General features: G+C 68.6%; 25 protein-coding genes. 18 read left to right on the forward strand and 7 right to left on the reverse strand.

Features of this window, described 5'->3' with window-relative positions:
• Positions 1–52: 52 nt before the first annotated feature.
• Both ACT2FV_RS23610 and ACT2FV_RS23615 read right to left on the reverse strand, forming a co-directional pair.
• Complete coding sequence (locus ACT2FV_RS23610) at positions 53–1,633, reverse strand: Na+/H+ antiporter (protein ID WP_444504916.1); 1,581 nt, start codon at positions 1,631–1,633, stop codon at positions 53–55.
• A 10-nt stretch (positions 1,634–1,643) separates the two neighbouring features.
• A complete protein-coding gene (locus ACT2FV_RS23615; RefSeq protein WP_059508791.1) occupies positions 1,644–1,904 on the reverse strand; it encodes a DUF1427 family protein in 261 nt (86 codons plus the stop codon).
• 284 nt (positions 1,905–2,188) lie between these two features.
• Here ACT2FV_RS23615 and ACT2FV_RS23620 point away from each other — a divergent pair, with 284 nt between their 5' ends.
• The gene (locus ACT2FV_RS23620) at positions 2,189–2,875 is read left to right on the forward strand and encodes a hydrolase (RefSeq protein ID WP_059606600.1); all 687 of its coding nucleotides are present in this window, start codon (positions 2,189–2,191) and stop codon (positions 2,873–2,875) included.
• A gap of 18 nt (positions 2,876–2,893) precedes the next feature.
• Here the strand turns inward: ACT2FV_RS23620 and ACT2FV_RS23625 are convergent, their stop codons facing one another.
• The gene (locus ACT2FV_RS23625; protein ID WP_124903674.1) at positions 2,894–3,817 is read right to left on the reverse strand and encodes a LysR family transcriptional regulator; all 924 of its coding nucleotides are present in this window, start codon (positions 3,815–3,817) and stop codon (positions 2,894–2,896) included.
• Between the two features lie 113 nt (positions 3,818–3,930).
• On the opposite strand from ACT2FV_RS23625, the gene ACT2FV_RS23630 reads away from it, so the two are divergent.
• The 4 genes from ACT2FV_RS23630 (at position 3,931) to ACT2FV_RS23645 (ending at position 7,550) form a co-directional block, all read left to right on the forward strand.
• Positions 3,931–4,098 carry a DUF1427 family protein gene (locus ACT2FV_RS23630; RefSeq protein ID WP_059467730.1) on the forward strand — a complete coding sequence of 56 codons (168 nt, stop codon included), beginning with the start codon at positions 3,931–3,933 and terminating at the stop codon, positions 4,096–4,098.
• A 343-nt stretch (positions 4,099–4,441) separates the two neighbouring features.
• On the forward strand, positions 4,442–5,356 hold the full coding sequence (locus ACT2FV_RS23635; RefSeq protein WP_444504917.1) for a glyoxalase: 915 nt from the start codon (positions 4,442–4,444) through the stop codon (positions 5,354–5,356).
• On the forward strand, positions 5,353–6,051 hold the full coding sequence (locus ACT2FV_RS23640; protein WP_444504918.1) for a YoaK family protein: 699 nt from the start codon (positions 5,353–5,355) through the stop codon (positions 6,049–6,051). The genes ACT2FV_RS23635 and ACT2FV_RS23640 overlap by 4 nt, the downstream gene beginning before the upstream one ends.
• Positions 6,048–7,550 (forward strand): alginate export family protein, encoded by a 1,503-nt coding sequence (locus ACT2FV_RS23645; protein WP_444504919.1) that lies wholly within the window; start codon positions 6,048–6,050, stop codon positions 7,548–7,550. Before ACT2FV_RS23640 ends, ACT2FV_RS23645 begins: the two co-directional genes overlap by 4 nt.
• 105 nt (positions 7,551–7,655) lie before the next feature.
• Here the strand turns inward: ACT2FV_RS23645 and ACT2FV_RS23650 are convergent, their stop codons facing one another.
• Complete coding sequence (locus ACT2FV_RS23650) at positions 7,656–9,242, reverse strand: acid phosphatase (protein ID WP_444504920.1); 1,587 nt, start codon at positions 9,240–9,242, stop codon at positions 7,656–7,658.
• A 223-nt stretch (positions 9,243–9,465) separates the two neighbouring features.
• Between ACT2FV_RS23650 and ACT2FV_RS23655 the strand changes: the two genes are divergently transcribed.
• From ACT2FV_RS23655 to ACT2FV_RS23665, 3 genes are all read left to right on the forward strand, one after another.
• Entirely contained in the window at positions 9,466–10,824 is a 1,359-nt protein-coding gene (locus tag ACT2FV_RS23655; RefSeq protein ID WP_444504921.1) for a cytochrome-c peroxidase, read from the forward strand.
• Between the two features lie 112 nt (positions 10,825–10,936).
• Entirely contained in the window at positions 10,937–11,323 is a 387-nt protein-coding gene (locus ACT2FV_RS23660) for a hypothetical protein (RefSeq protein WP_059606483.1), read from the forward strand.
• An 11-nt stretch (positions 11,324–11,334) separates the two neighbouring features.
• Entirely contained in the window at positions 11,335–11,805 is a 471-nt protein-coding gene (locus tag ACT2FV_RS23665; protein ID WP_444504922.1) for an NUDIX hydrolase, read from the forward strand.
• A gap of 119 nt (positions 11,806–11,924) precedes the next feature.
• Here ACT2FV_RS23665 and ACT2FV_RS23670 read toward each other — a convergent pair whose 3' ends face one another.
• On the reverse strand, positions 11,925–13,634 hold the full coding sequence (locus ACT2FV_RS23670; protein WP_059606487.1) for a glutamine--tRNA ligase/YqeY domain fusion protein: 1,710 nt from the start codon (positions 13,632–13,634) through the stop codon (positions 11,925–11,927).
• A gap of 253 nt (positions 13,635–13,887) precedes the next feature.
• Between ACT2FV_RS23670 and ACT2FV_RS23675 the strand changes: the two genes are divergently transcribed.
• Both ACT2FV_RS23675 and ACT2FV_RS23680 read left to right on the forward strand, forming a co-directional pair.
• On the forward strand, positions 13,888–14,097 hold the full coding sequence (locus ACT2FV_RS23675) for an ornithine acetyltransferase (protein WP_006497729.1): 210 nt from the start codon (positions 13,888–13,890) through the stop codon (positions 14,095–14,097).
• A gap of 167 nt (positions 14,098–14,264) precedes the next feature.
• Positions 14,265–14,813: an RBBP9/YdeN family alpha/beta hydrolase gene (locus ACT2FV_RS23680; protein WP_059606490.1), complete on the forward strand. Its 549-nt coding sequence runs from the start codon at positions 14,265–14,267 to the stop codon at positions 14,811–14,813.
• Positions 14,814–14,920: 107 nt separating this feature from the next.
• On the opposite strand, the gene ACT2FV_RS23685 is transcribed toward ACT2FV_RS23680, so the two are convergent.
• Positions 14,921–16,141 (reverse strand): CaiB/BaiF CoA transferase family protein, encoded by a 1,221-nt coding sequence (locus ACT2FV_RS23685; RefSeq protein ID WP_059606492.1) that lies wholly within the window; start codon positions 16,139–16,141, stop codon positions 14,921–14,923.
• Positions 16,142–16,380: 239 nt separating this feature from the next.
• Between ACT2FV_RS23685 and alaS the strand changes: the two genes are divergently transcribed.
• Entirely contained in the window at positions 16,381–19,005 is a 2,625-nt protein-coding gene (gene alaS, locus ACT2FV_RS23690) for an alanine--tRNA ligase (RefSeq protein ID WP_124903748.1), read from the forward strand.
• A 141-nt stretch (positions 19,006–19,146) separates the two neighbouring features.
• On the opposite strand, the gene ACT2FV_RS23695 is transcribed toward alaS, so the two are convergent.
• Positions 19,147–20,064, reverse strand: coding sequence for a LysR family transcriptional regulator (locus tag ACT2FV_RS23695; RefSeq protein WP_444504923.1), 918 nt, complete (start codon positions 20,062–20,064; stop codon positions 19,147–19,149).
• Positions 20,065–20,188: 124 nt separating this feature from the next.
• On the opposite strand from ACT2FV_RS23695, the gene ACT2FV_RS23700 reads away from it, so the two are divergent.
• From ACT2FV_RS23700 to ACT2FV_RS23730, 7 genes are all read left to right on the forward strand, one after another.
• Positions 20,189–21,445 (forward strand): YbfB/YjiJ family MFS transporter, encoded by a 1,257-nt coding sequence (locus tag ACT2FV_RS23700; RefSeq protein ID WP_444504924.1) that lies wholly within the window; start codon positions 20,189–20,191, stop codon positions 21,443–21,445.
• 121 nt (positions 21,446–21,566) lie between these two features.
• Positions 21,567–22,103, forward strand: coding sequence for an NUDIX domain-containing protein (locus ACT2FV_RS23705; RefSeq protein ID WP_059606500.1), 537 nt, complete (start codon positions 21,567–21,569; stop codon positions 22,101–22,103).
• Between the two features lie 139 nt (positions 22,104–22,242).
• Positions 22,243–22,680: an acyl-CoA thioesterase gene (locus tag ACT2FV_RS23710; protein ID WP_059606502.1), complete on the forward strand. Its 438-nt coding sequence runs from the start codon at positions 22,243–22,245 to the stop codon at positions 22,678–22,680.
• 12 nt (positions 22,681–22,692) lie between these two features.
• The gene (locus ACT2FV_RS23715; RefSeq protein WP_444504925.1) at positions 22,693–23,628 is read left to right on the forward strand and encodes a branched-chain amino acid ABC transporter permease; all 936 of its coding nucleotides are present in this window, start codon (positions 22,693–22,695) and stop codon (positions 23,626–23,628) included.
• On the forward strand, positions 23,621–24,847 hold the full coding sequence (locus ACT2FV_RS23720) for a branched-chain amino acid ABC transporter permease (RefSeq protein WP_151050283.1): 1,227 nt from the start codon (positions 23,621–23,623) through the stop codon (positions 24,845–24,847). Before ACT2FV_RS23715 ends, ACT2FV_RS23720 begins: the two co-directional genes overlap by 8 nt.
• Complete coding sequence (locus ACT2FV_RS23725) at positions 24,844–25,593, forward strand: ABC transporter ATP-binding protein (RefSeq protein WP_444504926.1); 750 nt, start codon at positions 24,844–24,846, stop codon at positions 25,591–25,593. The genes ACT2FV_RS23720 and ACT2FV_RS23725 overlap by 4 nt, the downstream gene beginning before the upstream one ends.
• Positions 25,590–26,294, forward strand: coding sequence for an ABC transporter ATP-binding protein (locus tag ACT2FV_RS23730; protein ID WP_444504927.1), 705 nt, complete (start codon positions 25,590–25,592; stop codon positions 26,292–26,294). The genes ACT2FV_RS23725 and ACT2FV_RS23730 overlap by 4 nt, the downstream gene beginning before the upstream one ends.
• Positions 26,295–26,304 lie beyond the last annotated feature (10 nt).

Here is a 26,304-nt window from a genome sequence, read left to right on the forward strand (position 1 = left end):
TGCAATTCCATGTGGGGAAAGGGGAGACGGGCCGGCCAGGCATGGCCGGGCGTCACGGTTCGAGCAGGCGCTGCAGTCGCAGTTCCTCGAAATCCAGCTCGGATTCTATGCGGTGCAGCACCGCGTCGTCGACCCGGCCGTCGCGATGCAGGTCGAGCAGCGCGTCGCGCGACACGCCGACCAGCTCGAGCTCGACGCGCAGCATTCGCGCGCGTACGTCCGCCGGTTGCGCGCCGTCGCGGTGCGCGTGCTCGTTGAACGCGACGCGGCTGCGGTATTCGGTCAGCAGCCGGTCGAGCGATGCACGTTCGAGGCCCGGGCCGCGCTGTTCGCGAGCATCGAGTTCGGCGAGCGCCGCCCCGAACGTATACGCGCGCGCCGCATGCTCGGACATCGTGTGCCGCGCGGCCGGGCGCAGCTTCAGCACGCGGATCAGCGGCGCGAGCGTGCCGCCTTGCACCACCAGCGTCGCGATGATCAGCAGGAACGTGCTGAACAGGATCAGGTCGCGCCCGGGGAAGTCGTTCGGCAGCGCGATCGCGGCCGCGAGGCTCACGACCCCGCGCATGCCGGACCAGCCAAGCACGACGGCTTCACGCCACGACCACGGCGCGTGGCCCGCGCGCGGCGTGCGCAGGCGGCCCGGCAGCCACATCGCGACGAACACCCACACGACGCGCGCGGCGATCGCGGCGGCCGTCGCCGGCAGCGCGACGCGCAGGCCGGCCATCAGCACCGCGCCTTCGTGGTTCACGCGCGCGAGGATCGCGTGCAGCGCGAGGCCGATCAGGATGAACACGAGCGCGTCGAGCACGAAGACGATCGCTTCCCAGGTCGCCTTCGCCTTGATCCGCATGTCGGCGTCGAACACGCGATGTTGGCGCACGCCGAGCACGAGGCCGCAGGTCACGACCGACAGCACCCCCGAGCCGTGCACGGCCTCCGCGATCCCGTAGCTGCCCCACGCCATCGCGAAGGTCACGACGATGCCGAGCATCGGCTCGCGCAGGCGCTGCAACACCCAGCACATCGCATGACCGCATGCGAGACCGACCGCGATGCCGATCAGCGTGAGCGAGAAGAACAGGCCAGTGGCGCTCGCGGTCGTGATGGTGACGGCGAGCGCGGCCGACACGGCCATCTGATACAGCAGCAGGCCCGACGCATCGTTGACGAGGCTTTCGCCTTCGAGCACCGCGACGAGCCGGGCGGGTAGCGGATGGCGCTGCAGGATCGCCTTCGCGGCGACGGCGTCGGGCGGCGACACGATCGCGCCGAGCGTGAAACACGCGGCCCACGGCAGCGCCGGATTGGCCGCATGCACGGCGAGCGCGACCGCAACCGTCGTGAACGCCACCGCACCGAGCGCGAGCGACGCGATCGATCCGAGCTCGTGCCGGAATTCCTTCCATGCCGTATAGAAGCCGCTCGACATCAGCAGCGGCGGCAACACGGCCGCAAGCAGCAGCGCCGGGTCCATGTCGGGCACGCGCTTGCCGGCGACGGCCACCACGCAGCCGCCGAGCAGCAGCACGACGGCCGGTGGAATCGAGATCCGCTCCGCGAGCCACGTTAGCGCGCCGGCGCCGCAGATCAACAGCAGCAGGTAATGAAACAGTTCGACGTTGGTCATGAGCCTTGCATCACGACGGTTTGCGGTCGTTCGCGGCGCCGCCCGGCAGCGCGCCGAACATGTGCTGGCTGCATTGCGCATCGCGCCACGCGGTATTCAGCCGGTAGCCGGACAGCATCCGGCGCGCGAGCGGCAGGATCTGCTCGCCGGCCAGCATGCCGAGCAGGCCGAGGAGCGCGATGATCGGCGGCGCCGGAGAATTCACGCCGAGCGCGCCGTAGATGACACCGGCGAGGATGCCTGCGAACAGCGACAGAAAATACGGCTTCATGATGAAAATCGCTCGTGATAGGCTGATCGGGGGGCGAAGGGCGCGCCTTCAACGTGCTGGAAGCGTATCGGGTTTACGTGTGGAACAAAAGGGCGGATAGCCCTTGATGAGCCCCTTCTTTCGGAATTCGATCGATTCCATTTCTTGGATGTTCGAGCCGCGGCTTTTCCGATTAAATGCCTGCAACCGGAAGACGCAGATCCGGGGTAACGCACAGCCGGCTCCTCTCGGTTTCCGATCGAGGCAAGCCTCCCACGATTCCTGTTCAAAGGATGATTCGCGCCATGCGCAACCCGAAGCTTGAAGTCCTCACCCCCCAGAACAGCCAGTTGATCTTCATCGACCAGCAGCCGCAGATGGCATTCGGCGTGCAGTCGATCGATCGCCAGACGTTGAAGAACAACGTCGTCGGGCTCGCCAAGGCCGCGAAGGCATTCAACATCCCGACCACGATCACGACCGTCGAAAGCGACAGCTTCTCGGGTTACACCTATCCCGAACTGCTCGACGTGTTCCCGAACCAGAAGACGCTCGAACGCACGTCGATGAACTCGTGGGACGATCAGAAGGTGCGCGATGCGCTGGCCGCGAATGGTCGCAAGAAGGTGGTCGTCTCGGGCCTGTGGACGGAAGTCTGCAATACGACGTTCGCGCTCTGCGCGATGCTCGAAGGCGACTACGAGATCTACATGGTGGCCGATGCATCGGGCGGCACGTCGAAGGACGCGCACGACTTCGCGATGCAGCGGATGATCCAGGCCGGCGTCGTGCCCGTCACCTGGCAGCAGGTCGCGCTCGAGTGGCAGCGCGACTGGGCACGCCGCGAGACGTATGACGCCGTGATGGCGATCGCGAAGGAGCATTCGGGTGCGTACGGCATGGGCGTCGACTACGCGTACACGATGGTCCACAAGGCCGCGCAGCGCACCGCGACGCCGCACGAGTCGATCCCTGCCGTGCCGGCGAAGTAACGGGTGCGGGCCGCCCGTTCAGACGGGCGGCAGAGCCCACGGCGCGTGCGACAGATGTTCGACGAGGAAGTCGAGCAATGCCGTCACGCGCGCGGCACGCAGCATGCCGGGTGGCGTGACGAGATTGACGTTGATGTCGGCGATTTTCCAGTCGTGCATGACTTCCTCGAGCTCGCCGCTTTGCAGCGCATCCCACACCAGGAACGTCGGCTGCAGCGCGAGACCGTGGCCTGCAAGCAGCGCGGGGCCAATGACGTCGGCGTTGTTGGTGCGGATGCGGCCGCGCACGGGTATGCCGATTTCGTCGTTCGACGCGGCGTGGCGAAAGCGCCAGTAGTCGGGCGTCGGGATGTTCGTGTAGGTCAGGCACACGTGCTGGTCGAGTTCGCTCGGATGGGTCGGCCGGCCATGCCGGTCGAGATACGCAGGCGATGCGACGAGCGGCCGGCGCACCGCGCAGAGACGACGCGCCCGCAGCGAGGAATCGTTCAGCTCGGCGATCCGGATCGCGACGTCGAAACCGCCCGACACGATGTCGACGAAGTGGTCGGTCAGCACGAGGTCGATGTCGACGCGCGGGTAGCGTTCGAGAAACGCGGGCAGTACCGGCGCCAGGTGGCGCAGCCCGAACGACATCGGCGCGTTCACGCGCACGAGGCCGTGCGGTTCGAGCGCGTGCGCGGATGCCTCGCCCTCGATCAGCTCGGCGTCGGCGAGCAGCCGGATCGCGCGATCGCGCAGCAGCTCGCCGGTCGGCGTGAGCGACAGCTTGCGCGACGTGCGGTACAGCAGCATCGCGCCGAGGCGCTTTTCGAGGCGTGCGATCGCTTTCGACACGGTCGGTTGCGAGATGCCGAGCAGGTCGGCGGCCTTGGCGAACGAACCGGTCTCGGCGACGCGCGCGAAGATGGCCCAGGCTTCGAGATCGGGAAGATGTTGCATGGGTGGAGAGCGTGGCGGCGAAGTGAAGCGGACGGGGCGGCAACGGTTCGTGCAGCCGGCGCACCGCGCCCGGGCGGCAATGCGGCACATTCTAATTCAGTCGGGAAGCGCGTATGGAATCGTATCTGGCTTCATTGGGCGCGGGCGTGCTGGTCGGCGTCGTGTACAGCGTGATCAAGGTGCGCTCGCCCGCACCACCGTTGATCGCGCTGGTCGGGCTGGCCGGCATGCTGATCGGCGTGGCGGCCGTCGCACCGGTCCGTCACTGGCTCGGTTTCTGATTGCATCGAGGACATATTGACGAGCGCAACCGAGTCCCAACGGGATCTGATCCTTCACGACGGAAGGTTCACGACGCTCGACCGCGCAAACCCGTCTGCGACCGCAGTGGCGATCACCGCGGGCCGCTTCGTCGCGATGTTCGTGGCGAACGATTTCTGGAACCGCTCGGGCGCCGAACATTTCATGGCGCTCAACAGCTTTTTCGAGCATCTTGGGCTGATCGCGGCACTCGTGCTCGCGACCGTGCATCGCCGATGCTCGGCAACCGGCCGGCGACGGCCTCGGGTGACCGGGATCGCCCGAGCCGCTGCACCATTTGATGAAACAACAAGGACACCCGTCATGAAAATCCTTCGTTCCGCGTTGCTGGCGCTTGCGCTTGCCGGCGGCCTCGTCGCCGCGCCTGCCGCGTTCGCGAAACCGCCCGTGCCGCCCGCCGTCGCGCCCACGGTTGCCGTCGGTCCGCAGTACGATACGACGCACGTGTGCGTGGCACCGGAAGACTTCGACCGCTTCACCGACAGCTTGGTCGCGACGTTCGGCGGCAAGAAGTCGAAGCAGGGCGTGTTCCATGTCACGCCGACGCCAAGCCAGACGATGTCGCAGCTCGTGTTGACGCCCGTCGGCACGATCTCGGTGTTCGGCTTCAAGACGCCAATCCCGTATCCGTTCTGCGCGGAGCGCGCCGGCTATCTCGTCACGGACATGGATGTCGCGGTGAAGTCGGCGCGCGAGCATGGCGCCGACGTGATCGTCGACACGTTCCCGGATCCCATCGGCCGCGATGCGGTCATTGCGTGGGCGGGCGGCGTGAAGATGCAGCTCTACTGGCATACGCAGGCGCCGAACTACGACGCGTTGCAGACGATCCCCGAGAACCGCGTCTACGTGTCGCCGCAAAGCGTACGCAAGTTCGTGCACGACTTCGTCAGGTTCTCGAAGGGCAAGGTGGTGTCGGACAACCTGCAGGCGCCGGGCATCGAGATCGGCCGGCCGAACGACACGTACCGCCGCATCCGCATCGAGTCGGGCTTCGGCAAGATGACCGTGCTCGTGACCGACGGCCATCTGCCTTACCCGTTCGGGCGCGAGATGACCGGCTACGACGTGCCCGATCTCGCCGCGACGCTGAAGAAGGCCGAAGCCGCGGGCGCGACCGTGCTCGTGCCGCCGTTCACGGCGGATGGGCGCGACGCTGCACTCGTGCAGTTCCCGGGCGGCTATGTCGCCGAGATCCATGCGAGCGCCGCGCGATGAAGCACGAAGACACGCTCCTTGCCGCGGTGGCCGGCTTCGTCGATACGCTGAGCTTCGTCGCGCTATTCGGGCTGTTCACCGCACACGTGACCGGCAACTTCGTGCTGATCGGCGCGGGCATCGCGGGCTTCGGCCAGGGCGTCGTGCTGAAGCTCAGCGTGTTTCCCGCGTTCGTGTGCGGCGTGATCGCGAGCAGCCTGATCGCGCGGTCGATGTCCGGGCGGCCCGCCTGGCAGGGTGTGCGCGCGCTGCACGCGGTGCAGGCCGTGCTGCTGCTCGGCTTCTGCGCGGCCGGCGTGTGGGCGACGCCCGTCACGCAGCCCGACGCGTTGCCGGCACTCGTGGCCGGCATTGTCGGTACGTTCGCGATGGGGGTGCAGAACGCGCATCCGCGCGTGATTCCGCGTGCGGGCGGCGTGCCGAATACGGTGATGACGGGCAACGTGACGCAGGCGATCCTCGATGTCGTCGACCTGCTGTCGGCCGGCACCGCAGACACCGCGCGCGCGGCGGCGCGGGCGCGCTTCGGCAAGATGCTGCCGGCGATCGTTGCGTTCGCGCTCGGCGCGGCGGCCGGTGCGCTCGGGTTCCGCCATGTCGGATTCCTGGCGCTGCTCGTACCCGTCGGCGTGCTTGCGATGCTCGCACTGTATGCGGCGCAAGCGGCCGGACCGGCCACGCAGGAGCGCGCATGATCGCGCGGGAGCGGGGGAGTCAAGGGAGGCGCCACGGCCGCCGCTTCGAGCAGGCCGCGCGCTTGTCCATCGTCGCGGGCCTGCTGTTCGCGGCCGCCGACGCGGCGTTCGCGGAAACGGCGGCGACATCCACGTCGACTTCCACGTCGACATCGACACCCGGTGACGCAACCGCTTCGACATGCACGGCGAAGCGGCCGACGGTGCTGTTCAACCGCTGGCAGGAAGACTGGTCGGTGCTGGCGAATCCGTGCGTGCCGCGCGCGCCGCTCGACGGGCTCAAATACATTCCGCTCGGCAATGATCCGGCCTCCTATCTGTCGCTCGGCGTGAACCTGCGCGAGCGGCTGGAGACCAACGACGCGCCGCTGTTCGGGATCGGCTCCGCGCAATCGGATACGTACCTGATCCAGCGCGTCGAAGTGCATGCCGATGCGCATCTGGGCCAGCACTGGCAGTTCTTCGTGCAGTTGCAGGACGACCGCGCATTCGGCAAGAACACGATCTCGCCGGTCGACAGGAACCCGCTCGATCTCGAACAGGCATTCGCGACCTACACGGGCGCGCTCGGCGGTGGCACGTTCAAGTTCCGCGTCGGCCGGCAGGAAATGGCGTTCGACCTGCAGCGCTTCATTGCCACGCGCGACGGCCCGAACGTGAGGCAGGCGTTCGATGCAGTGTGGGCCGACTACGAATATCAGAAGTGGCGCTTCATCGGGTATGCGACGCAGCCCGTGCAGAACCGCACGGTGTCCGCGTTCGATGACGTGTCGAACCGCGACCTCACGTTCAGCGGCGTGCGCTTCGAGCGGCAGTCGGTCGGGCCGGGGGATCTGTCCGGCTACTGGTCGCGCTACAACCGCAGCAACGCACGTTTCCTCGATGCGAGCGGCCCCGAGCATCGTGACGTATGGGACTTGCGCTACACCGGCACGCAGGGCCGCTTCGACTGGGATCTCGAGACGATGCTGCAGACGGGGACGGTCGGTAACAACACGATCGGTGCGTGGGCCGTCGGCTCGATCGCCGGCTACAAGCTCGATGCGCCGTGGTCGCCGCGCATCGCGCTGCAGGTCGATGCGGCATCGGGTGACCGGCATCCGCACGATGGCCGCGTCGGCACCTTCAACCCGCTCTTTCCGAACGGTTATTACTTCACGCTGGCCGGCTACACGGGCTACTCGAACCTGATCCACGTGAAGCCGTCGGTGACGCTGAAGCCGTCGCCGAACCTGTCGCTGCTCGGTGCGCTCGGCTTCCAGTGGCGCGAGACCACCGGCGACGCCGTCTATCAGCAGCCGAACGTCGCGGTGCCCGGCACGGCAGGCAAGGGCGGCCTGTGGACGGGGATGTACGTGCAGCTGCGTGCGGACTGGACGATCGCCGCGAACCTGATCGGCGCGGTCGAGGCCGTGCACTTCCAGGTCGGCGACGCGATCCGGCAGGCGGGCGGGCACAACGCGGACTACGCTGGGATCGAGCTGAAGTACGGCTGGTGACGCGGCCGCGCGGCACCGCGCGCGCATGAAAAAAGGGCGGCCCCGCGGGGCCGCCCTTCGTGCGTCCGGGCCGGCACCGCGGCCGGCCCGTTCGCCGCGATGCCGTTACAGGTTCGGCGACAGCGCGAGCGCGTTCGTCAGGTCGCCCATCGGCTGCGCGCCGTTCGCCTTCAGCGCGTCGTCGCGCTGCTGCAGGCCCGCGAGGCGCGGCAGCGAGAAGCGACGCGTGATGAAGCGCAGGATCGAACCCGTGTCGTACTGCGTATGGTCCACGAAACCCTTCTTCGCGAACGGCGACACGATCAGCGCCGGAATGCGGGTGCCGGGGCCCCAGCGATCGCCGCTCGGCGGCGCGGCGTGATCCCAGAAGCCACCGTTTTCGTCGTACGTGACGACCACGACCATGTTCTTCCACTGCGGGCTGGCCTGCAGGTGCGCGATCACGTCCGCGATGTGCTGATCGCCTGAGGTGACGTCCGTGTACCCCGGGTGCTCGTTCAGGTTGCCCTGCGGCTTGTAGAACGTGACTTGCGGCAGCGTGCCCGCGTCGATCGCCTTGATGAAGTCCGCGCCGTTCGCGCCGCCGTCGAGCAGGTGCTGCGTGCGGCTCGCGGTGCCCGGTGCCTGGTTCGCGTAGTAGTTGAACGGCTGATGGTGCGGCTGGAAGTTCGGCGTCGAGAGGTCGGCGCCGTAGATCACGTTCGACGTGCCGTTCTGGCTCGCCTGCAGCGCCTGGCCCCATGCGCCGCTATACCATGCCCACGACACGTTTGCGTTGGTCATCAGGTCGCCGATGTTGGTCGCCGTCTGCGGCGGCATCGTCGAAGGATTGGCCGGGTCGGCGAGCAGCGGGTCGCCGCCCGTGGCGGCCTTGTTACCGCTCGGCTGGTACGCCGGCTGCATCGTGTTGACACCGTAGAAGTCCGGCGTCAGTGCGCCGTCGTTGACGAACTTCGGCGGGCCGCTCAGCGCCGAGGCCGGCGAGTTCGAGGCGACTGCGAGCGACTTGCCGTCGGCGTTCAGGACTGCGATCTTGCCGGCCGCCGGACTCTTGTCGGCGTTCGCATAGAACGGCGCGCACGCGCAGATCAGGTACTGGTGGTTCAGGAACGAGCCGCCGAACGCGCCCATGAAGAAGTTGTCGGCCAGCACGTATTGCTGCGCGATCTTCCACAGCGGCAGCTTCGACGGATCCGGCGTGTAGTGGCCCATCGTCAGGCCGCCCGCATCGGTCCATGCGGCATACATGTCGTTCTTGCCGCCGTCGATCTGCATCTGGTCCTGGTAGAAGCGGTGCACGATGTCGCGCGTCGCGATGCTCATCGACTGGTTGAAGCCGTTGGGATCGTCGATCGCGAACGGTGCGTTCGGCAGGTTCGCCGTCATCGCTTCGGTGACCGCGGGCGTGATGCCGGTTGCGGTCAGGCCACCCCAGACCTTCGGCAGCGTCGCCATCGTCGAGCCGTCGCGATCCTTCTGAACAGAGTTCGCAGTCGTTGCGTTCTGCAGACCGTTCGCGCCCGGGAAGTTGCCGTAGAGGTTGTCGAAGCTGCGGTTTTCCGCGTAGATCACGACGACGTTCTTGACGGCCGACAGGCCTTGCTGCGTGACATCGTCGCCGCCGCAGGCGGTCAGGCTGAGCGCGGCCGCGAGGGCGATCGGCGTGTAGCGAATCCAGGCGTGCTTCTTCATGCGATGTTCTCTCTCTTTCGTCGTTTGTCGCGTGTGGGAACCGGGTTGGCGTCGGGCCGGCGCAGGAACCACGGGGCACCAACCGGCTGCGCGCATTATCTGAAACCCGTTTGACAGCCGGGTGTAGGGGCGCTTTCAATTGACTGTCGGTCGAACGTCATGCACCGGTCACGGAACTGACATAAGCTCCGGCCGATTGCCCACCGCTACAAGAAGAACGACGATGCACAGCCTTCTGAAATCCTTCGCGTTCGCGCGATCGTTGATCCCCGCCGCGGCGACGCTCGCGCTGATGGGCGGGCTCGCGCCGCTCGCCGGCTGCGATGCGCGGCCCGGTGCGAACGCGCAGGCGGTCTCCGTCGTGTCGGCGGCACAAGCCGCCCCGGCCGCCCCGGCCACCCCGGCGGTCGCGCCGGCCAGCCAGCCGCAGACACGCGCGCAGGTATTCGAGGGCGTGAAGCAGATGACGGCGCTCGGCAAGCAGTTGTTCTTCGATCCCTCGCTGTCCGGCTCCGGCAAGCTCGCATGCGCGTCGTGTCATAGCGCCGAGCATGCGTTCGGCCCGCCGAACGCGCTGTCGGTGCAGCTCGGCGGCGACGACATGCATCGCATGGGCTTTCGCGCGGTGCCGTCGCTGAAGTACGTGCGCGGCATTCCGCCATTCACCGAGCACTTCCACGATTCGCCCGACGAAGGCGACGAAAGCATCGATGCAGGCCCGACCGGTGGATTGACCTGGGACGGTCGCGTCGACACGCGCGATGCGCAGGCGCGTATTCCCCTCACGTCGCCATTCGAGATGAGCAGCTCGCCGGCGCGGGTCGCGAAGGCGGTGCGTGCCGCGCCCTATGCCGAGGCGTTCCGCAAGGCATTCGGCGATCGTGTCCTCGGCGACGACCAGGCGACGTTCGGAGCGGTGCTGCGTGCGCTCGACGCATTCCAGCAGCAACCGGCATTGTTCGATCCGTACACGAGCAAGTACGACGCGTATCTGGCCGGCCACGCGCAACTCACGCCCGCCGAGTTGCACGGGCTGCAGCTGTTCAACGACGAGAAGAAGGGCAACTGCGCGAGCTGTCACGTGAGCCAGCGCACGCTCGAAGGGGGGCCGCCGCAGTTCAGCGATTTCGGCCTGATCGCGATCGCGGTGCCGCGCAACCGCGCGCTGCCGGTCAATCGCGATCCGCGCTTCCACGATCTCGGCGCGTGCGGCCCCGAGCGCACTGACCTGAAGGGCCGCGACGAATTCTGCGGGCTGTTCCGCACACCGTCGCTGCGCAACGTCGCGTTGCGCAAGACGTTCTTCCACAACGGCGTGTACCACTCGCTCGAGGACGTGATGCGCTTCTATGTCGAGCGCGACATCCATCCCGAGAAGTTCTATCCGGTCGTGCACGGCAAGGTGCAGGTGTATGACGACCTGCCGAAGCGCTACTGGCCGAACATCAACCGCGAGCCGCCGTTCGACCGCAAGCGCGGCGACGCCCCCGCGCTGAACGCGGCCGAGATCAAGGACGTGATCGCGTTCCTGAACACGCTGACCGACGGATATCAACCGGCGGCCACGTCGGCCGCGCGCTAGAACACGGGCCTTGCGGCACGCATGCTATGCTCGCTGGCTGACGGGCGTGGCGCGTGCCGGGTCGCCGGCCGTGCGCCACGCCGTTCGATCGAACATCCAAGGAGAACAACACATGTCGATGCGTGCATCCCTTTCCGTCGTCACGCGCGTGCTGGCCGGCGCCGCGTGCGCAGCCGCGATGCTGCCCGCCCACGCGCAAAGCAACCTGGGCTTCCTGAACGACACGCCGCTGACCTACTTCAGCAAGACCGACCGCGCGTCGCTGGCCAAGGCCGTCGTGCAGGTGCGCGACGAAGGCAAGGACGGCGAGACCACGACGTGGCAGAGCAGCGGCCGCGGCACGCAGATCGACGCGAAGCTCACGCCGTCGACGTCCGAGAACGACGGCAAGACCTGCCGCGAAATCGCCACCGACATTACCGCGAAGGGCCAGACGATGACGCTCAAGCCCGTCTACTGCAAGACCGCCGCGGGCAAGTGGCAGCTGCAGAAGCGCTGAGCGCGCGAGCAATGAAGCGCAGCGGTGCGCGGCGCACGGTATCGTGCGGCGTCGTGATTCTCGACGGGGCCGGCCGCGTGTTCCTCGCGCACGCGACGGATACCACGCACTGGGACATCCCGAAGGGGCAGGGCGAGCCCGGCGAGTCACCGGCCGACGCGGCGCTGCGGGAGTTGCGCGAGGAAACCGGCATCGAACTCGCGGCGGCGCGGCTGCTCGATCTCGGCCGCTTCGCATATCGTCACGACAAGGACCTGCACCTGTTCGCGGTGCGGGTCACGGACGACGAGATCGATCCCGCGCACTGCACGTGCACGTCGATGTTCCCGAGCCGTCGCGACGGCTCGCCGATTCCCGAGATGGACGCGTATCGCTGGACCGCGCCCGGCGACGTCGACGCATATGCGAGCCGCAGCCTCGCGCGGTTGTTTCGCACGACGCTGTCGCTCGCGGATCTGCACCGGCGACTGGCGGGCGCGTGAGCGCTGCCGCGTCGATTCCGACGATCCCGCGCGCGCAATAAAAAACCGGCCCGAAGGCCGGTTTTTTTATCGCTACGCGACGCCGGCCCGGAGCCGCGCGCCGTGCATGGAGCAGGCCGTCAGGCCGGCTTGCCCCAGCTGTCACGCAGCCCGACGATCCGGTTGAACACGGGCTTGCCCGGTTTCGAATCGACGCGGTCGGCGACGAAATAGCCGTGACGCTCGAACTGGAGGCGCGTTTCCGGCGCAACGTCGCCGGCGCCTGGTTCGACGTAGGCCTGCGTGACCTTCTTCGAATCCGGATTCAGCGCCTCGAGGAAGTTCGCACCGCCCGCGTCCGGATGCGGCTCCTTGAACAGCCGGTCGTAGATCCGGACTTCGGCCGCCTGCGCATGCTTCACGCTGACCCAGTGGATGTTGCCCTTGACCTTGTAGGTGTTCGCGCCTTCGGTGCCCGACTTGCTGTCCGGGAAATAGTTGCAGTGCACGGCCGTCACGTTGCCGTCGGCGTCCTTGTCGAAGCCCGTGCACTCGATCACGTAGCCGTAGCGCAGGCGCACCTTGTTGCCCGGGAACAGGCGGAAATAACCCTTCGGCGGGTTCTCGACGAAGTCCTCGCGTTCGATCCACAGCTCGCGCGAGATCGGGAACGTGCGCACGCCGCGCTCCGGGTGATGCGGATGCACGGGCGCCGTGCACGCTTCTTCCTGGCCTTCCGGATAGTTGTCGATCACGAGCTTCAGCGGATCGAGCACCGCGACCGTACGCGCCGCCTTGTCGTCGAGGTCGTCGCGCAGCGCGCCTTCGAAGATGCTCATGTCGATCCACGAATCGATCTTCGTCACGCCGATCCGCTCGCAGAACAAGTGGATGCTCTCCGGCGTGAAGCCGCGGCGTCGCACGCCGACGATCGTCGGCATGCGCGGGTCGTCCCAGCCGTCGACGTGGCCTTCGGTGACGAGCTGCAGCAGCTTGCGCTTGCTGGTGATCGCGTACGTGAGGTTCAGCCGCGAGAATTCGATTTGCTGCGGCAGCGGGCGCGTGAACACGCCGGCTTCCGCGAGTTCGTTCAGCACCCAGTCGTACAGCGGGCGGTGATCCTCGAACTCGAGTGTGCACAGCGAATGCGTGATGCCTTCGAGCGCATCCGAGATGCAGTGCGTGTAGTCGTACATCGGATACACGCACCACGCGTCGCCGGTGCGGTAGTGGTGCGCGTAGCGGATCCGGTAGATCACCGGGTCGCGCATGTTCATGTTCGGCGAAGCCATGTCGATCTTCGCGCGCAGCACGTGCTCGCCTTCCTTGAACTCGCCGGCCTTCATGCGGCGGAACAGGTCGAGGTTTTCCTCGGGCGAACGGTCGCGGAACGGCGACGGCTTGCCGCCTTCGGTCAGCGAGCCGCGGTTCGCGCGCATTTCCTCGGCGCTCTGGCTGTCGACGTATGCCTTGCCGCGCTGGATCAGCAACTCGGCGAATTCGTACAGCTTGTCGTAGTAGTCGCTCGCGAAATACTGGTGATCGACCGCATCCTTGCGCCAGTCGAAGCCGAGCCAGCGGACCGCGTCGACGATCGAGTCGACGTACTCGACGCTTTCCTTTTCCGGGTTCGTGTCGTCGAAGCGCAGGTGGCACACGCCGCCGTAGTCGCGCGCGACGCTGAAGTTCAGGCAGATGCTCTTGGCATGGCCGATGTGCAGATAGCCGTTCGGCTCGGGCGGAAAGCGCGTCTCGACGCGGCCGCCCCATTTGCCGGTGCGGTTGTCGTCGTCGATGATGTTGCGGATGAAGTTGGAAGCCGCGGGGGCGTCGTTGCGTTCGGTGCTCATGCGGTTGGCGTCAGGTTGTGTCGGCGCGTCGCGCCGGGGTAATCCCGCAATTCTACCTGACCGGGGTCCGTCCCGCGCGGGTTGCGCCACCGGGCGGGCGGTTCGCGGCGCGGAACCGCAATATCTCGATTGTGTGTCGGCTGTAACACGACGTAAATCGGATTGCCCGGCGCATTCGGCTTTTCCTATGATGGCTTTTACCGATTCAATGCCGCCATTCGTATTTTTTGCTGGCGGGAGGACACCAACAATCATGATGAAGAAGACCACTTTTCTCGTTCGTACCGCGGTAATCGTCGCGGCCCTGTCGCAGCTCGGCGCATGCGCGATGACGCATACGCAGCGTAATGCCGGTATCGGCGCGGCCGCGGGCGGCGCGCTGGGCTACCTGATCACGGGCGGCCCGGTCGGCACGGTTGCCGGCGCCGCGGCGGGTGGCCTGGTCGGCGCCGGCGTGCGCTGAGCCGGCGCGCGTGAGCGCCGGCTGGGCGTGACGGTGTTGCCGCAGCGTCACGGCCCGTTTCTGCTTCGCACATCCATTCCGCGATTCGACAGGCAGCATCAGGGAGGAGCGGGTGTGCGACACTTCGTCGACGTTACATAACGACTTCATTCGTCGACGAACCATCCATGAGCGATTCTCTCGTTTTCGTGCTGCCGGGCTACGGCAACTCCGGTCCGCTCCACTGGCAAAGCCGTTGGGAGCGCGCCGACGCGCGTTTCGTGCGCGTCGCGATGCCCGACTGGAACAGTGCGTTCCGCAACGGCTGGTGTCTCGCGCTCGACCGCGCGGTCGAGGCCGCACCGGGCCCCGTGACGATCGCGGCGCACAGCCTCGGCACGTTGACCACCGCGTGGTGGGCGACCCGCTACGCGCGGCCGGCCGCGCTCGCGAAGGTGCGCGGTGCGTTGCTCGTCGCGTTGCCCGATCCGGCCGGGCCGGCGTTTCCGGCCGATGCGCACGGTTTCGGGCCGGTGCCGCATGAGCGGCTGTCGTTTCCGACCTGCGTGGTTGCAAGCAGCGACGATCCGTACGGCTCGATCGCGTTCGCGCGCGGCTGTGCGGATGCGTGGGGCAGCGCCTTCCATGACCTCGGCCCGCGCGGCCACATCAACGCGGACAGCGGACTCGGCGACTGGCCCGACGCGCGAGGCTGGCTCGATGCGCTCGCGCGCTAGTGGCTAGCCGCTAAGCGCCGGTCCATCGATCCGTCAGCGTCCGCTGGCGCCCGGGCACGCCGCCGCGTATCTCCGGAGGCGCAGCGGCGCACTCGTCCCGGGTCGGTTCAGATCGCCTGTTTCGCCTTCAGCGCCGCAATGCGCGCCGCGTCGTAGCCGAGCATGTCGCGCAGTACGTCTTCCGTCTGCGCGCCGAGCAGCGGCGGGGCGGTGCGCGCATCGGGCGGCGTCGCGCTCATCCGGATCGGATTGCGCACGAGCTTCACGTCCGCGCCGCACGGGTGCGGCAGCGACACCTGCATCCCGCGCGCGACCACCTGCTCGTTGTCGAACACCTCGTCGAGTTCGTTGATCGGCCCGCATGGCACGCCGGCCGCTTCGAGCGCGCCGATCCAGTCGGCCTTGCCGCGCGTCTTCACCATCTCGGCGAGGATCGGCACCAGCGTATCGCGATGGCGCACGCGCGACGGGTTGGTCGCGAACCGTTCGTCGTCGGCCAGCTCGGGCCGGCCGCCGGCCTCGACGAACTTGCGGAACTGCCCGTCGTTGCCGACCGCGACGATGATCCAGCCGTCGCTCGTCTGGAACGTCTGGTACGGCACGATGTTCGGGTGCGCGTTGCCCCAGCGCACCGGCGGCTTGCCGCTCGCGAGGAAGTTGGTGTTCATGTTCGCGAGCAGCGCGACCTGCACGTCGAGCAGCGCCATGTCGATGTACTGGCCTTCGCCCGTCCGGTCGCGGTGCGCGAGCGCGGCGAGTACCGCGATCGTCGAGTAGAGGCCCGTCGCGAGATCGGCGATCGCGACGCCGGCCTTCTGCGGGCCGCCGCCCGGCTCGCTGTCGCGCTCGCCGGTGATGCTCATGAATCCGCCGATTCCCTGGACGATGAAGTCGTAGCCCGCGCGGTGCGCGTACGGGCCCGTCTGGCCAAAGCCCGTGACCGAGCAGTAGACGAGATCGGGTTTCACCGCGCGCAGCGATTCGTAATCGAGCCCGTACTTCTTCAACTGCCCGACCTTGTAGTTCTCGAGCACGACGTCGCTCTGCGCGGCGAGCTCGCGCACGATCTGCTGGCCTTCCGGCGTCGCGATGTCGACCGTCACCGAGCGCTTGTTGCGGTTCGCCGCGAGATAGTACGCGGCCTCCGCCGTATCGTCGCCGTTCGCGTCCTTCAGGTACGGCGGCCCCCAGTGGCGCGTGTCGTCGCCGGCGCCGGGGCGCTCGACCTTGATTACGTCCGCGCCGAAGTCGGCGAGCGTCTGCGCGCACCACGGGCCCGCGAGCACGCGGGTCAGGTCAAGCACGCGGATATGGCTCAAGGCACCCATCGTCGAATCGTCTCCTTTCATGGCTCGCCTGGCCGGGGCAAGGCGGATTGGCATGCCGAGCATCTTAAGGCGAATCGGCCGCACGGGTGGCCCAGGCCGGTCGTCCGCCGCGCCGGGCCGCTGCCGTCTGGGGCGCCGGTCTGTATCGTATAATCGATCGTTTACGATATTTGCCCGCCGTGCGTCCGCGAGGACGGCCGGCGTTTGAAGCCGTCTCAGCCAGACATTCCCCGCACGCCATGAAAGCTGCCGAAATCCGCGAGAAATTCCTCAAATTCTTCGAATCGAAGGGCCACACGATCGTCCGCTCGTCGAGCCTCGTGCCCGGTAACGACCCCACGCTGATGTTCACGAACTCGGGCATGGTCCAGTTCAAGGACGTGTTCCTCGGCACGGACCCGCGTCCGTACTCGCGCGCCACCACGGCGCAGCGCAGCGTGCGCGCGGGCGGCAAGCACAACGACCTCGAGAACGTCGGCTACACGGCGCGCCACCACACGTTCTTCGAGATGCTCGGCAATTTCTCGTTCGGCGACTACTTCAAGCATGACGCGATCAAGTTCGCGTGGGAACTGCTGACCACGGTCTACCAGCTGCCGAAGGAAAAGCTGTGGGTCACCGTCTACCAGGAAGACGACGAAGCCTACGACATCTGGGCGAAGGAAGTCGGCGTGCCGACCGAGCGGATCATCCGCATCGGCGACAACAAGGGCGCGCGCTACGCGTCGGACAACTTCTGGACGATGGGCGACACGGGCCCGTGCGGCCCGTGCACGGAAATCTTCTACGACCACGGCCCGGACGTCTGGGGTGGTCCGCCGGGATCGCCCGAAGAAGACGGCGACCGCTACATCGAGATCTGGAACCTCGTGTTCATGCAGTTCAACCGCGACGCGCAGGGCAACATGACGCGCCTGCCGAAGCAGTCGGTCGACACCGGCATGGGCCTCGAGCGTCTCGCCGCGGTGCTGCAGCACGTGCATAGCAACTACGAGATCGACCTGTTCCAGAACCTGATCAAGGCCGCCGCGCGCGTGACCGAGATCAGCGACCTGAACAACAACTCGCTGAAGGTGATCGCCGATCACATCCGCGCGTGCTCGTTCCTGATCGTCGACGGCGTGATTCCCGGCAACGAAGGCCGCGGCTACGTGCTGCGCCGCATCGTGCGCCGCGCGATCCGCCACGGCTACAAGCTCGGCCGCAAGGGCTCGTTCTTCCACAAGCTGGTGGCCGACCTCGTCGCCGAGATGGGCGCCGCGTATCCGGAACTGAAGGAAGCCGAACAGCGCGTGACGGACGTGCTGCGTCAGGAAGAAGAGCGCTTCTTCGAGACGATCGAACACGGGATGTCGATCCTCGAGGCCGCGCTGGCGGACGTCGAGGCGAAGGGCGGCAAGGTGCTCGACGGCGAACTCGCGTTCAAGCTGCACGACACCTACGGCTTCCCGCTCGACCTCACGGCCGACGTGTGCCGCGAGCGCGGGATGACGGTCGACGAGCCGGCGTTCGACGACGCGATGGCGCGCCAGCGCGAGCAGGCGCGCGCGGCCGGCAAGTTCAAGGCCACGCAGGGCCTCGAATACTCGGGCGCGAAGACCACCTTCCACGGCTATGAGGAAATCGCGTTCGACGACGCGAAGGTCGTCGCGCTGTACGTCGACGGTTCTGCCGTCAACGAAGTGAAGCACGGCCAGGATGCGGTCGTCGTGCTCGACCACACGCCGTTCTACGCGGAATCGGGCGGCCAGGTCGGCGACCAGGGCGTGCTCGCGAACGCCGCGACGCGCTTCGCGGTGGCCGACACGCTGAAGGTGCAGGCCGACGTGATCGGCCACCACGGCACGCTCGAACAGGGCACGCTGAAGATCGGCGACGTGCTGCGCGCGGAAATCGACGCGCACCGCCGCGCGCGCACCCAGCGCAACCACTCGGCCACCCACCTGATGCACAAGGCGCTGCGTGAAGTGCTCGGCGCGCACGTGCAGCAGAAGGGTTCGCTCGTCGACGCGGAGAAAACCCGCTTCGACTTCGCGCACAACGCGCCGATGACCGACGACGAAATCCGTCGCGTCGAGCAGATCGTCAACAACGAAATCCTCGCGAACGCGCCGGGCATCGTGCGCGTGATGCCGTATGACGAAGCGGTGAAGGGCGGCGCGATGGCGCTGTTCGGCGAGAAGTACGGCGACGAAGTGCGCGTGCTCGACCTCGGCTTCTCGCGCGAACTGTGCGGCGGCACGCACGTGCACCGCACCGGCGATATCGGCTTCTTCAAGATCGTCGTCGAAGGCGGCGTCGCGGCCGGCATTCGCCGCGTCGAGGCGATCACCGGCGACAACGCGGTGCGCTATGTGCAGGAGCTCGACGCCCGCGTGAACCAAGCGGCGGCCGCGCTGAAGGCACAGCCGTCGGAGCTCACGCAGCGCATCGCGCAGGTGCAGGACCAGGTGAAGTCGCTCGAGAAGGAACTGGGCGCGCTGAAGTCGAAGCTCGCATCGAGCCAGGGTGATGAACTCGCGCAGCAGGCCGTCGAAATTGGCGGTGTGTACGTGCTCGCGGCGACGCTCGACGGTGCCGACGCGAAGACGCTGCGCGAAACGGTCGACAAGCTGAAGGACAAGCTGAAGAGCGCGGCGATCGTGCTCGCGGCCGTCGAAGGCGGCAAGGTCAGCCTGATCGCGGGCGTCACGCCGGACGCGAGCAAGAAGGTCAAGGCCGGTGAGCTCGTGAACTTCGTCGCGCAGCAGGTGGGCGGCAAGGGCGGTGGCCGTCCGGACATGGCGCAGGCAGGCGGCACGGAACCGGCGAACCTGCCGGGCGCGCTGGCAGGCGTCAAGGGCTGGGTTGAAGAGCGTCTTTGATCGGCATGGCTGATGCGATGCGGTCTTGCTGACCCCGTCGCAGCGCACGAGAAAACGACCCGATCGGCGGTGGCCGGTCGGGTCGTTTTGTTTTGGCCGGTGCGCAGGATGAGCGCATGGCGGCGCGTCGGCGCGGCGGAATCAGGCCGGTAGTGCCGTTGCCGGCAACGTGGGCGAATCTCCCGACTGCCTTGCGGCATCGCCGAGCGCATCGCGCAACGCGGCGAGCGCCGCCGACGCGTAACCGTGCCGCCACGCGAGCAGCGTGTCGATCGCTTCGAGTTCCGCGATCCTGTGGGCGGCGACGTTGCCGGTCTCGGGCTGAAGCTCGAGCACCGAGCGCGGCGCGACCGCGACGCCCGCACCGGCCGCGACGCACGCGACGATCGCGTGATACGAACCCAGTTCGAGCACGCGCGCGGGTTTCATCCCGTGCGCCGCATACCATCGCTCGACATACTTCCGGTACGTGCAGCCGCGCTCGAACGCGATCAGCGTCGGCAGGATCACGTCGCGCGGCGTGCGCACCGGCGGATGGCCGCGCGGCGTCAGCAGCACCAGGTCCTCGCGGAAGATGGGCACCGTCTCGAACGTGTCGGGCAGCGTGTCCGGCTCGGGCGGCCGCGCGAACAGCGCCGCGTCGACCTCGTAGTCGCGCACCTTGTCGATCAGCCAGCCGGTCGTGCCGGTCACGAGTTCCAGCGACACGTCGGGCCACGCATGGTGATAGCGCGCGAGCACGGTCGGCAGCCGGCTCGCGGCCGTGCTTTCCATCGTGCCGAGCCGCAGCCGCCCGCGCGGCGTGTCCTCGCGCACGGCGTCGCGCGCCTCGTCGGCAAGCTCGAGCAGCCGCTCCGCGTACGGCAGCAGCGTATGCCCCGCCGGCGTCAGCACGAGTCGGCGGCCGTCGCGCACGAACAGCGCCGCGCCGAGTTCCTCCTCGAGCTGCTTGATGCGCGTCGTGACGTTCGACTGCACGCGATTGAGCTTCGCCGCCGCGCGCGTGATGCCGTTCTCGCGCACGACGGCCCGGAAAATCGCCAGCGCCGCCAGGTCCATGATTCTCTCCGTGAGATTGCTGGATTCTCAATTATTCGCTTTTAGAGAACGTTCGGTCAAGCTACGATACAAGCAATCCGATTCTCGTTCCGGCCGTTGCGCAACCCGCGCGGCCCATGCCGCCATGTCCCGTTCCGATGCCCCGAGCGCCGCCGGCGTACCCCTTTCCGATGACGCCGACCGTCGCGCCCGCGCGGTCGCGCTTGCCTGCATGATCGGGCTTGCCGTCGCGCTCGGCATCGGCCGCTTCGCGTTCACGCCGCTGCTGCCGCTGATGCTCGCCGACGGTTCGATCGGCCTGAAAGCCGGCAGCTGGCTCGCGTCGGCGAACTACGCGGGCTATTTCGTCGGCGCGGTCAGTTGCGCGGCGATGCGCGTCGCGCCCGCGCGAATGGTGCGCTTCGGGCTTGCCGCCACCGTGCTGCTGACCGCCGCGATGGGCATCGGCCATGTGCTGCCGGTGTGGCTCGTGGTGCGCTTCGTCGCGGGCGTCGTCAGCGCATGGACGTTCGTGTTCGTGTCGCAATGGGGGCTGCGGCGGCTCGCCGAACTGCACGCGCCCGAGTGGAGCGGGGTGATCTACGCGGGGCCCGGCGTCGGTATCGTGCTGACGGGCCTGATCGGCAGCGCACTGGCCGGCCATCGCGCGGCGCCCGGCTGGCTCGGCTTCGCGGCGTTGTCGGCGGTGTTGTCGATCGCGATCTGGCGCACGTTCGGCAGCGCGCCGGTGCCGGCGGCGGCAGGCGCCACGTCGGCCGCGCCCGTCCTGCATGCGGCGACGGACGCGGCACCGCACGACGCGCGGCGCCATCGGGCCGACGCCGCATGGCTCGTCGTCCTGTACGGGATGCCGGGTTTCGGCTACATCATCACCGCGACGTTCCTGCCAGTGATCGCGCGCGCCGCGCTGCCAGCCGGCTCGCCGTGGCCGGACCTGTTCTGGCCGATGTTCGGCGCGGCGCTGATCGTTGGCGCGATCGCGGCCGCGCGGCTGCCCGGCCGCTGGGACAACCGGCTGCTGCTCGCCGCCGGTTGCGCGACGCAGGCGCTCGGGATCGCGGCGGGGATCGTGTGGCCGAATGCGGTGGGCTTCTCGATCGGGAGCGCGCTGCTCGGCCTGCCGTTCACCGCCATCACGCTGTTCGCGATGCGCGAGGCCCGGCGGCTGCACGGCGAACGCGCGGCCGGGCTGATGGGCTATGCGACCGCGTCGTACGGGGTCGGGCAGATTCTCGGCCCGCTCGTCGCGGCGCCGCTGACCGCGCGTTTCGGGTCGTTCTCGCCGGCGCTGTGGGTCGCGGCGGGTGCCTTGCTCGTCGGTGCCGCCGGCTTCGCGGCGACGGCCGCACGCGGGCGTGCGCAACCGAGCATGCAACCCTGACATCATCGGGGCCGGATCGTCAGCGACGCGGGCAAACTCGCTAGAATGAAGCCTTTCCTGCGCCGAGCGGGCGTGCGAGGCGGCTTGCCGGCCGCCGTCGGCGCCTGCCAGATCCCCATCGATGACCATTGCCGACTACCGTTTTTGCCCGCGCTGCGCGCGTCCGCTGACCGAGCGCGCCGATCCCGAACACGAGGGCGGGCGCGTCCGCCAGGCCTGCCCGGATGACGAGTGTGGCTACGTGCACTGGAACAACCCGCTGCCGGTGGTGGCCGCGATCGTCGAGCTCGACGGCAAGATCCTGCTCGCGCGCAATGCGGCCTGGCCGGAGGGGATGTTCGCGCTGATCACCGGTTTCCTCGAGAACGGCGAGACGCCCGAGGACGGCATCGCGCGCGAGGTGTTCGAGGAAACCGCGCTGAAGGCCGAGCAGGTCACGCTGGTCGGCGTCTATGAATTCATGCGCAAGAACGAGCTGATCATCGCGTACCACGTGCGCGCGTCGGGCACCGTCGCGCTGTCGCCGGAGCTGCTCGAATACCGGCTCGTCGAGCCGCCGTTGCTGCGCCCGTGGCGCGCCGGCACCGGCTACGCGCTGGCCGACTGGATGCGCGCGCGCGGCCTCGATTTCGAATTCGTCGATCGAGCGGGGCAGTGACGGGCCGCGCCGCTCCCGGAATGTCATCCGCCGCGCCGCGCGCGATCGCGACGCGGCATCCCGCCGTTGGCCGGCGCGCCGTCGCGAACGGCCACCGCGCGCCGTCCGCTGCGCCTTCTTCATCCTGACCGCCATCGCCATGTCCGACAAGCCGCAGCCGCGTTCCCGCGACGCCTATCGCCACTTCCTGCCGATCACGACCCGCTGGATGGACAACGACGTCTACGGGCACGTGAACAACGTCGTCTACTACAGCTACTTCGACACCGTCGTGAACGAATACCTGATCCGCGCGGGTGTGCTCGACGTCGAGCACGGGCAGACGATCGGGCTCGTGGTCGAGACGCAGTGCAACTACTTCGCGCCGCTCGTGTTTCCGCAGTCGGTCGATGCGGGGCTGCGCGTCGCGAAGCTCGGCACGTCGAGTGTGCGCTACGAGATCGGACTGTTCGCGGCTGGGGAGGCCGCGCCGGCCGCGCAAGGGCATTTCGTGCACGTGTACGTCGATCGCGGCACGCGCCGCCCGGTGCCGCTGCCCGACGCGCTGCGCGCGGCGCTCGAACCGCTCGCCGGCTGACGGGCGCGCGGCGTGCACGCGTTCGCGCTCCAGGCGTTCAATGGCCTCAGCTACGGGTTGCTGCTGTTCATGCTGTCGGCTGGCCTCACGCTGATCTTCAGCGTGCAGGGCCTGCTCAACTTCGCGCACGCGAGCTTCTACATGCTCGGCGCATACATTGGATACAGCATCGCCGCCCGCGCGGGTTTCTGGGCCGCGCTCGCGCTCGCGCCGCTCGCGGTCGGGTTGCTCGGTGCCGGCTGCGAGCGCTGGCTGCTGCGCCGCGTACAGCCGCATGGACACACGAGCGAACTGCTGCTGACCGTCGGGCTCGCGTACCTGATCGGCGAGGGCGCGAAACTCCTGTGGGGCCTCGCGCCGCTGCCGGCGCCGGTGCCGCCGCTGTTCGACGGTGCGCCCGTGGCCGTGTTCGGCGTCGCGCTGCCGCGCTACCGGCTCTTCATGATGGCGATTGCCACGGCGATGCTGGTCGCGCTCGGCGCGCTGCTGCGCGCGTCGCGCATCGGGCTCGTCGTGCGTGCCGCGCTCACGCACCGCGCAGCCGTCGAGGCGCTCGGCTACGACGTGCCGGGCGTGATGACGGGCCTGTTCGGCGCCGGCACCGCGCTCGCGGCGCTGGCCGGCGTGATCGGCGCGCCGCTTGCGGTGATCGAACCGGCGCTGGCCGAGACCGTCGGGTCGGTGGTGTTCGCGGTCGTCGTGATCGGCGGGCTCGGCTCGCTCGGCGGCGCGTTCGTCGCGTCGCTTGCGGTCGGCTTCGCGCAGACCTTCGCGGCGGCCAGCGACACGTCGCTGCGCGACCTCGCGCAATGGTCGGGTGTCGCGCTGCCCGACAGCGTCGCTGCCGTGTCGATCGCGCAGCTCGCACCGCTGGTCCCGTACCTGCTGCTCGTCGCGGTGCTGGTCGCCCGCCCGCGCGGACTGTTCGGCGAGCGTGTCGATGGCTAGCCGCGCACGGGCCGGCGCACTGCGCTGGGTGCTGTTCGCCGCGTGCGTCGCGCTGCCCGCGTGGCTGTGGCCGCACGGCGCGGTGCTTGGCTATCTCGCACAGACGGCCGCGCTCGTCGTGCTCGCGCTGTCGTACAACCTGCAGCTCGGTACGACCGGGCTGCTGTCGTTCGGTCATGCAGCCTTCGCGGGCCTTGGCGCATTCGCCGCCGCGCATTGGTTCAATCATGTCGGCGGCCCGCTGCCGCTGTTGCCGCTCGTCGGCGGCGTGGCCGGCGCGGGCTTCGGGTTCATCGCCGGACTGCTCGCGACACGCCGCGCGGGCACCGTGTTCGCGATGATCACGCTCGGCCTCGGCGAGTGCGTCGCGGCTGCGGCGTGGAGCGTGCCGGCGTGGTTCGGCGGCCTCGGCGGCGTACCGATCGACCGCGCGAGCGGCACGCCTTTGGGCGGCTGGCATTTCGGCGCGCAAATGCAGGCCTACGCCGTGATTGCCGCATGGTGCATCGTCTCCGCGGTGGCGATGCACGCGCTGACGCGCACGCCGCTCGCGCGGCTCGCGAACGCGGTGCGCGACAACCCCGCGCGCGTTGCCGCGCTCGGCACCGAGCCGCGTCGCGTGCGGCTTGCGATGGTGACCTCCGCGTCGTTCTTCGCGGGCATTGCCGGCACGTTGACGCTGATCGACGTCGAGATCGCGACACCCGACAGCGTGTCGATGGCGCGTTCGGCGACCGTGCTGATTGCAGCAGTGATCGGCGGCACGGGCACATTCTTCGGGCCGGCGGCCGGCGCGGTGGTGCTGACCGCGCTGAGCGTCGTCGTCGCGGGCGTGTCGCGCGCATGGGCGCTGTATCTCGGCCTCCTGTTCGTCGCGGTCGTCGTCGCGGCGCCGCGCGGGATCGCGGGCATCGCGCAGACGCTGGCGCATGCGTTGCGCGGCGACGCACCTCCCGCCGAGCGCTGGCGCGTGCTGTGTGGCGTCGGCGCATGTGCGTTCTGGGCCGTCGCGATCGTCTGCGCGGCCGAGCTCGGCTATGCATGGCGCTTCGCGCAGGACGACGGCACGGGCATCGCGTTCGGCGCGTGGGGCATCGACGCCGATGCGCCGGCGGGCTGGGCCGTCGCATGCTCGGCGGCCGGCATCGGCACGTTGCTGTGGGGCTGGCGTGCACGGTTCCAGAGCCACGGGCAAGGCAAGCGGGGGGACGGGCGATGAGCGGCAGCGCGATCGAGTTGCACGGGATCGTACAGCGCTTCGGTGTGCAGACCGTGCTCGACGGCGTCGAGCTGAACGTCCCGGCCGGCGAGCGTCACGCGCTGATCGGGCCGAACGGCGCGGGCAAGTCGACGCTGTTCGGCGTGATCGCCGGCGCAACGCGGCCGACGCGCGGGCGCGTCCTGCTGCACGGCGTCGAGCTGCGCGGGCGCGGGCCGATCGTGGCGAGCCGGCTCGGCGTCGGCCGCAGTTTTCAGCAGACGAGCGTGTTCGCACGATTGAGCGTGTTCGACAACCTGCGCTGCGCGGCGCTGCATGCGCCGGCCGAGCGGCCGCGCTGGTGGAACCGGCTGCGCGAATCCGCGTCGGTCGATCGCGTGGCCGCGCGCGTGCTGGGCGACATCGGTCTCGATGGGCGGCGCGACACGCCGGCCGGCGAACTCGGCTATGCGGAACAGCGCGCGCTCGATCTCGGCATCGCGCTCGCGAGCGGCGCGCGCACGCTGCTGCTCGACGAACCGACGGCCGGCATGAACCGCGACCAGGCGGCGCGGATGATCGCGCTGATCCGTGCGACGACGCAGGGCCGCACGGTGTTGATGATCGAGCACGACATGGATGCGGTGTTCGGCTTCGCCGAGCGCATCACGGTGCTCGTGCGCGGCGCGGTGGTCGCAACCGGCGCGCCCGACGCGATCCGCGCGGACCGGGCCGTGCGCGCCGCCTATCTTGGCGAGGGCGCATGAGCGTGCTGCTCGACATTCGCGGCCTGCGCGCGTGGTACGGGATGCAACCCGTGCTCGACGGTGTCGATCTCGCGCTCGCGCCTGGCGAGACGCTCGCGCTGCTCGGCCGCAACGGCTCGGGCCGCTCGACGCTCGCGAAGGCCGTGATGGGACTCGTGCGCACGGCGGGTTCGGTGCGCGTCGCCGGCGCCGAATGCGCGGGCGCGCGCACCTTCGAGATCGCGCGGCGCGGTGTCGCTTACGTTGCCGAAAGCCGCGACGTGTTTCCGCTACTGAGCGTGCGCGACAACCTGCGGCTCGGGCTGCGCGGCGTGCACGGCACGGCCGAACGCGCGGCGCTCGACCGGTTGCTCGCGCGCTTTCCGCTGCTGGCCGCGCGGGCGGACGTGAAGGCCGGACGGCTGTCGGGCGGCGAACAGCAGGTGCTCGCGCTGGTGCGCGCGCTCGCGGGCCGCCCGAGCGTGCTGATCGTCGACGAACCGGCCGAAGGGCTCGCGCCGCTCGCGGTCGACGAGGTGGGCGCCTGTCTCGCCGCGCTGCAGGCCGACGGCGTCGCGATCCTGCTGATCGAGCAGCGGCTGCAACTCGCGCCGCGGCTCGCGCGGCGCGTCGCGGTGATGGGGCGGGGACGGATCGTCTACGACGGCGCGCTCGACGGGCTCGGCGCCGACGTCGTCAGTACGTGGCTGAGTGCCGGTTGAGCGCAAGCGC

Origin of the sequence: Burkholderia sp. PR2 (genome assembly GCF_052372875.1) — a bacterium.
GTDB lineage: Bacteria > Pseudomonadota > Gammaproteobacteria > Burkholderiales > Burkholderiaceae > Burkholderia > Burkholderia diffusa.

Excerpts from the sequence above, each read along its gene's own strand:
- ACT2FV_RS23610 (WP_444504916.1), bottom strand. The coding sequence starts at position 1,633 with ATGACCAACGTCGAACTGTTTCATTACCTGCTGCTGTTGATCTGCGGC.
- ACT2FV_RS23615 (WP_059508791.1), bottom strand. The coding sequence starts at position 1,904 with ATGAAGCCGTATTTTCTGTCGCTGTTCGCAGGCATCCTCGCCGGTGTC.
- ACT2FV_RS23620 (WP_059606600.1), top strand. The coding sequence starts at position 2,189 with ATGCGCAACCCGAAGCTTGAAGTCCTCACCCCCCAGAACAGCCAGTTG.
- ACT2FV_RS23625 (WP_124903674.1), bottom strand. The coding sequence starts at position 3,817 with ATGCAACATCTTCCCGATCTCGAAGCCTGGGCCATCTTCGCGCGCGTC.
- ACT2FV_RS23630 (WP_059467730.1), top strand. The coding sequence starts at position 3,931 with ATGGAATCGTATCTGGCTTCATTGGGCGCGGGCGTGCTGGTCGGCGTC.
- ACT2FV_RS23635 (WP_444504917.1), top strand. The coding sequence starts at position 4,442 with ATGAAAATCCTTCGTTCCGCGTTGCTGGCGCTTGCGCTTGCCGGCGGC.
- ACT2FV_RS23640 (WP_444504918.1), top strand. The coding sequence starts at position 5,353 with ATGAAGCACGAAGACACGCTCCTTGCCGCGGTGGCCGGCTTCGTCGAT.
- ACT2FV_RS23645 (WP_444504919.1), top strand. The coding sequence starts at position 6,048 with ATGATCGCGCGGGAGCGGGGGAGTCAAGGGAGGCGCCACGGCCGCCGC.
- ACT2FV_RS23650 (WP_444504920.1), bottom strand. The coding sequence starts at position 9,242 with ATGAAGAAGCACGCCTGGATTCGCTACACGCCGATCGCCCTCGCGGCC.
- ACT2FV_RS23655 (WP_444504921.1), top strand. The coding sequence starts at position 9,466 with ATGCACAGCCTTCTGAAATCCTTCGCGTTCGCGCGATCGTTGATCCCC.
- ACT2FV_RS23660 (WP_059606483.1), top strand. The coding sequence starts at position 10,937 with ATGTCGATGCGTGCATCCCTTTCCGTCGTCACGCGCGTGCTGGCCGGC.
- ACT2FV_RS23665 (WP_444504922.1), top strand. The coding sequence starts at position 11,335 with ATGAAGCGCAGCGGTGCGCGGCGCACGGTATCGTGCGGCGTCGTGATT.
- ACT2FV_RS23670 (WP_059606487.1), bottom strand. The coding sequence starts at position 13,634 with ATGAGCACCGAACGCAACGACGCCCCCGCGGCTTCCAACTTCATCCGC.
- ACT2FV_RS23675 (WP_006497729.1), top strand. The coding sequence starts at position 13,888 with ATGATGAAGAAGACCACTTTTCTCGTTCGTACCGCGGTAATCGTCGCG.
- ACT2FV_RS23680 (WP_059606490.1), top strand. The coding sequence starts at position 14,265 with ATGAGCGATTCTCTCGTTTTCGTGCTGCCGGGCTACGGCAACTCCGGT.
- ACT2FV_RS23685 (WP_059606492.1), bottom strand. The coding sequence starts at position 16,141 with ATGGGTGCCTTGAGCCATATCCGCGTGCTTGACCTGACCCGCGTGCTC.
- alaS (WP_124903748.1), top strand. The coding sequence starts at position 16,381 with ATGAAAGCTGCCGAAATCCGCGAGAAATTCCTCAAATTCTTCGAATCG.
- ACT2FV_RS23695 (WP_444504923.1), bottom strand. The coding sequence starts at position 20,064 with ATGGACCTGGCGGCGCTGGCGATTTTCCGGGCCGTCGTGCGCGAGAAC.
- ACT2FV_RS23700 (WP_444504924.1), top strand. The coding sequence starts at position 20,189 with ATGTCCCGTTCCGATGCCCCGAGCGCCGCCGGCGTACCCCTTTCCGAT.
- ACT2FV_RS23705 (WP_059606500.1), top strand. The coding sequence starts at position 21,567 with ATGACCATTGCCGACTACCGTTTTTGCCCGCGCTGCGCGCGTCCGCTG.
- ACT2FV_RS23710 (WP_059606502.1), top strand. The coding sequence starts at position 22,243 with ATGTCCGACAAGCCGCAGCCGCGTTCCCGCGACGCCTATCGCCACTTC.
- ACT2FV_RS23720 (WP_151050283.1), top strand. The coding sequence starts at position 23,621 with ATGGCTAGCCGCGCACGGGCCGGCGCACTGCGCTGGGTGCTGTTCGCC.
- ACT2FV_RS23725 (WP_444504926.1), top strand. The coding sequence starts at position 24,844 with ATGAGCGGCAGCGCGATCGAGTTGCACGGGATCGTACAGCGCTTCGGT.
- ACT2FV_RS23730 (WP_444504927.1), top strand. The coding sequence starts at position 25,590 with ATGAGCGTGCTGCTCGACATTCGCGGCCTGCGCGCGTGGTACGGGATG.